The 5056-nt window shown below is 41.9% G+C and carries 4 protein-coding genes; 3 read left to right on the forward strand and 1 reads right to left on the reverse strand.

All coding sequences use genetic code 11. The annotated features are described in order from the left end of the window. Window positions 1–373 precede the first annotated feature (373 nt). Window positions 374–991, reverse strand: a complete 618-nt coding sequence (locus IM477_RS13025) for a DedA family protein (protein ID WP_287732066.1) — start codon at window positions 989–991, stop codon at window positions 374–376. Between the two features lie 69 nt (window positions 992–1060). On the opposite strand from IM477_RS13025, the gene IM477_RS13030 reads away from it, so the two are divergent. From IM477_RS13030 to IM477_RS13040, 3 genes are all read left to right on the forward strand, one after another. Further along, the gene (locus IM477_RS13030) at window positions 1061–1600 is read left to right on the forward strand and encodes a pentapeptide repeat-containing protein (RefSeq protein WP_287673242.1); all 540 of its coding nucleotides are present in this window, start codon (window positions 1061–1063) and stop codon (window positions 1598–1600) included. 529 nt (window positions 1601–2129) lie between these two features. Continuing rightward, on the forward strand, window positions 2130–3746 hold the full coding sequence (locus IM477_RS13035) for an ABC transporter substrate-binding protein (RefSeq protein WP_287732067.1): 1617 nt from the start codon (window positions 2130–2132) through the stop codon (window positions 3744–3746). A gap of 208 nt (window positions 3747–3954) precedes the next feature. Continuing rightward, on the forward strand, window positions 3955–4737 hold the full coding sequence (locus IM477_RS13040) for an endonuclease/exonuclease/phosphatase family protein (protein ID WP_287732068.1): 783 nt from the start codon (window positions 3955–3957) through the stop codon (window positions 4735–4737). Window positions 4738–5056: the final 319 nt, after the last annotated feature.

Below are 5056 nucleotides of genomic sequence, written 5' to 3' on the forward strand. Positions count from 1 at the left end.
AGACAAAAAACAAATCGAGAAAAGCCTCAACTCCAATCCCCGCTTGGGATTTACTTCGAGAAGCCCAAAATCGCTGAAACCCAGATATATCAAGGAAAATCATAAATCGAGGTTAACCATTTGTCCCGTAATGGTTTGAGCCTTTTTTGCTGACCGAAAACGCCTAAGTCCCATTCAGTACAGCTTAGTCACTAGACCTCTTGTAAAAAAATCAAAAATTGTTGTTAGGTTTAGGAGTCAGTAGCCAGTAGTCAGGAGAATTAAGGATGAATAATAATTAACTAAATGGTCTATTTACAGATTTTATACAATTTAATCCTTAATTTTGCCGTTTATAACTGATAACTGATCACTGATAACTGAAATGACGGGCTTAAACCGCCGTTTTCCGTGACTCAAGGATGGGGTGGATAATTGTCCAGGCCAGGACGATAATTAAAGCCAAGATACCAAAACGAGCCATAGAACTGACTAACTGGTGCAAGGGGAACAAACGGCCTAAAAAGAAGGATAATGTCACCATAATCGTCGCCCACACCGTTGCTCCACCGAGATTACAGAGGAAAAAGCGACCGTAGGGCATTCGGGCAATTCCCGCCATTGGACCTGCAAAGATTCTTAACAGGGCCACGAAGCGACCGAAAAAGACCGCCCGGGGTGCATTTTTACTAAATTGTTCCTTGGCTAATTCTAGTTTTTGAGGTGGAATCCGAAAGAATTTGCCAACTTTTAACAAAAACGGCCAACCCCCGGCGCGACCGAGCCAATAGCCAAAATTATCGCCTAAAACTGCTCCTGTAATTGCGCTGACTAAAACTAACCAATAGTTCAAATCACCGCTACCGGCAAGGAAGCCGCCCACAATGGTGATGGTTTCTCCCGGGATGGGAATCCCCATATTTTCGAGGGTGATGCCGACAAATACTGCCCAGTATCCGTATTGGTGGGCGATTTCTTCAATATTTTCTAGGGATAATAGCTCTAGGGACATGGAGCACTTTCTTAACAAAGGTTTACGAATATTCTAAGATATTTTTACAGTATTTAACCGTGGCTGAACATGACTTTTCCCAGTATTGATTTATTAGCAATTCGTCAGGGTCAGATAAAAGATTTAGCGGGCATGAACTTGTCAGGGGCTGATTTAGCGGGGGCCGACCTAGCAGGGGCGAATTTACGGGCAAATTTACGCGGTGCTGACCTGACAGGGGCAAATTTAAGGGGAGCAGATTTTCGTAATGCCGATTTACGCGGGGCAATTCTCCTCGATGCGATCGTGACTGGGGCAAGTTTGGCCGGCGCTTTTTTAGCTGGGGCGGTTTTTAATCATCTAGATTTGTCCGGGGCGGATTTTCGCGGTGTCGATGGCCGGGGAGTGAGTTTTGTCGGGGCGATTTTAACCCAAGCGGATTTTACTAGCGCTAATCTTTCTGGGGCAGATCTGTCGGCAACTGATTTAGAGGAAGCAATTTTTTTCGGGGCGGTTTTACGGGGAACAAATTTTACTAATGCCAATCTTCTTTGTGCTAGTTTAGCCTCGGCAGTAACCACGGGGGCAATTTTCGATCGAGCTTGTTTAGAAGGGACAGGATTAACCTAAATGGCTGATAGATAAGACCTCTTGTAAAAATCAAAAATTGTTGTTAGGGTTAGGAGTCAGTAGCCAGTAGTCAGTAGTCAGGAGAATTAAGAATGAATAATAATCAGTTAAATGGTCTATTTATAGACTTTATGCCATTTAATCCTTATTTTTGCCGTTTTTGAACTCTGAAAAATTAATTATGCAAGAGGTTTATAAAAGAAGATGAGTTTCTAATTAGTTGCTGTCACCTGATCTAGGCTTAAAAATCTGACCCATTCCCCTGTTTATCTGCCTCCATAGCTCCAGCTATCCTGAACCATTTAACACCTTTTCGGCCCTGGCTCTTCTTCTTGGCCAAATTTATCAAGTTTTTGCCATTCTCGACCAGAAAATTTAATTTAATTTTCCGGGTAATCAGTCCAGTTATTGAAGAATTTTTACTAACCAATTAAGCAATCAACCTAGTTCCTTAAGGGAACCTAGGGAAAAAGATTATCCTCAAAAATGATAGGATTGATTGATACCTAGCTGCCGTTAATCGCCATCGATGAGACCTTTACGCCAACTTTACCGCTATTTAAGTTTATTTTGCCTCTGTCTTCTTCTGACCGTGGGCTGTCAGTCCACTAATTCCAATTTACCACAACGAGATAGCGATCGCCTGATGATCGGGACAACCCTAAAACCACGCTCGATCGATCCTGCCGATAGTTATGAGTTAGCAGGACTTTTTATTATTTATAATCTCGGTGAAACTCTCTACACCTACGCAGAAGGAACCACTAATTTAAAGCCTCTCCTGGCCACGGAATTACCCAAAATTAGCCCCGATGGTTTGACCTATACTATCCCAGTACGTCGAGGAGTTATTTTTCATGATGGCACGGTTTTTAACGCAGAGGCGATGAAGTTTTCCCTAGAAAGATTTATCAAAAATGGTGGTGAACCTTCCTTTCTTCTCCGGGATACAATTGATAAAATCACCGCTACCAAAGAAGACGAAATTACTATTAAACTAACCAGACCTTTTGCCGCCTTTCCCGCTCTTTTAGCTTATCCCGGAGCCTGTGCAGTTTCACCTAAATTTTATCAAATTGGCGAGGGTAAATTTAAACCTGAAGAATTTATCGGCACGGGACATTATCGATTAAAAGCAGTTACCAGCGATTCTTTTAGTTTAGAAGCCTTCGATCGCTATTGGGGAGAACCGGCCAAAAATAAGGGAGTTAATGTTCAAATTTATCTCTCGAATCCTGCCAATTTATTCAACGGTTTTCAGACGGGTGCGGTGGATATTGCCTATCAATCTTTACTCCCTCCTCAAGTGAGAAAATTACGCACAGAAGCGGCTCAGGGAAAATGGCAAGCACTCGAATCTTCTGGGGCAGCAATTAACTTTATGAGCCTCAATCTCAAAAGTGAACCCACCAATAATATTTTAGTGCGACAAGCCATTGCTTCTCTAGTCGATCGAGATTTACTTAATGAGCGCATTTTACAAGGTCAAGGCATCCCTCTTTTTAGTCTCATTCCTACTACTTTTTCCGAGTCACAACCGGTGTTTAAAGAGCGCTATGGCAACCATAATATAGAGCAAGCTAAACAATTACTAAAAGCCGCTGGTTATAGTCAAGAAAACCCAGCAATTGTAGAAGTTTGGCACTCCTCGGGATCGATTACTTCCAGCAGCGTGGCGGCAGTGATGAAAGCTCTAGCAAAACGGGATTTAGATAATAGGATTCAATTTGAACCCAATAGTATCCTAGGAGCGGCCTTTTTCCGTAATATTGGCCGGGGACTTTATACCACTGCTCTATCTAATTGGTATCCGGATTTTTTGGATGCAGATAACTATATTTATCCCTTTTTAGATTGTGCTAAAGGTTCCCCAGAAACTGGCTGCGAAGAAGGAGGATCGCAAAGTCAAGGCTCATTTTTTTATAGTCAAGAAATGAATCAATTAATCGCACAATCCCGTCGGGAAAGTAACCCAGCCAAAAGAAAGCAAATTTTTGGCAAAATTCAAGAAATTCTCGCCGATGAAGTTCCCTATATTCCCCTTTGGCAAACCAAGGAATACGCTTTTGCTCGCAATGGCATCACGGGAGTTATCATCAATCCCAGTCAGACTTTTCCCTTCTGGACAATTGCCAAAAAATCCTGATAATTAATTATTAGGAGTTAGGAGTCAGGAGTCAGTATTCAGTATTCAGGTGATAGGGTGGTCACTGCGTGCGCGTTGCGGAGGGTTTTGGGGTGATAGGGTGATGAGACAGCTTCCCCACTTCCCCACTTCCCCACTTCCCCACTTCCCCACTTCCCCACTTCCCCACTTCCCACTCCCGATTCCCTTCCTCATTCTCCATTTTCCTATGAAACTAACAGCAATGTCCTTTAATATTCGCTACGATAAACCCGATCCCGATGAGGGTAATTGGCGAGTAAGAAGGGAAGCAGTAGCGGCTTTAATTGCTCGCTATTCTCCCGATATAATTGGTACTCAGGAAGCTCGCGCTAATCAACTATTGGATCTACACCGTTTATTGCCAAAATACCAAAGTTTAGGCAGCGATCGCAGGGGAACAGGATTAGATGAACATTGTGCGATTTTATATCAACCAAGTCGGTTAAAATGTTTGGAAATATACGAATTTTGGCTATCAGAAACTCCCGATATTATTGGCAGTATCACTGAAGCTTGGGGTAATCCTTATCCCCGCATGGTAACGGGGGCTAAATTTGGCACTCTTGAGGGGCAAACTTTGCAGTTTTATAATACCCATCTCGATTACTATAGCGACCAAGCTAAGGACTTAGGGGCTAAGTGCATACAAGAGCATTTTTGTCAACTAGATTTAACAGAAGATTACCTATTTTTAACGGGGGATTTTAATGTTAATTCTCAGCAATTACCCCGTCAGATTTTAACTCAACCTCTCCAGTCAGAAATTAGATTAAAGGATGCTTTAGCCGATTTGGAATTAGCCGAACAAATGAGCTTTAATAATTACACCGATACCCCTTATTTAGCCATCGATACAATTTATTATGATAACCGTTTACAGTTAGATTGGGCAAAAGTCGATCCTTCCCGTTGGTTGAATCTTATTCCTTCCGATCATTATCCCGTAATTGCTGCTTTTACCTTGCCCTAAAAATAGATGATTTTTGTATTTAGCAAATATATAGAGGCTGAAAGCTTCAGCAGGCTCTGGTGATTCGATGGTTAAATTTGTTAATTTTTTTGCCGTTTAAAAAAATTAACAATAAGCGCAAGCCTTGCCAGATATAGATCGCTCTCAATGGCGAAACCCATAATAATTAGGGCTTGCTGAATAATGGTAAAACCCTTTTAAAATAAGGCTTTTGGGTTCTTCGTTACTTGGTATGGTTCGGTAGGGGGGCATAAATTGACTAAATCCTTATCTGGCAAGAGACTTAATTGATTAGTTCGCTCTAGATCAAAAACAATTG

It is taken from the genome of Microcystis sp. M090S1 (assembly GCF_020246295.1).
Taxonomy (GTDB): domain Bacteria; phylum Cyanobacteriota; class Cyanobacteriia; order Cyanobacteriales; family Microcystaceae; genus Microcystis; species Microcystis aeruginosa.

Bases quoted from the DNA above. Each gene is read 5' to 3' on its own strand.
- IM477_RS13025 (WP_287732066.1), bottom strand. From the start codon at position 991: ATGTCCCTAGAGCTATTATCCCTAGAAAATATTGAAGAAATCGCCCAC.
- IM477_RS13030 (WP_287673242.1), top strand. From the start codon at position 1,061: ATGACTTTTCCCAGTATTGATTTATTAGCAATTCGTCAGGGTCAGATA.
- IM477_RS13035 (WP_287732067.1), top strand. From the start codon at position 2,130: ATGAGACCTTTACGCCAACTTTACCGCTATTTAAGTTTATTTTGCCTC.
- IM477_RS13040 (WP_287732068.1), top strand. From the start codon at position 3,955: ATGAAACTAACAGCAATGTCCTTTAATATTCGCTACGATAAACCCGAT.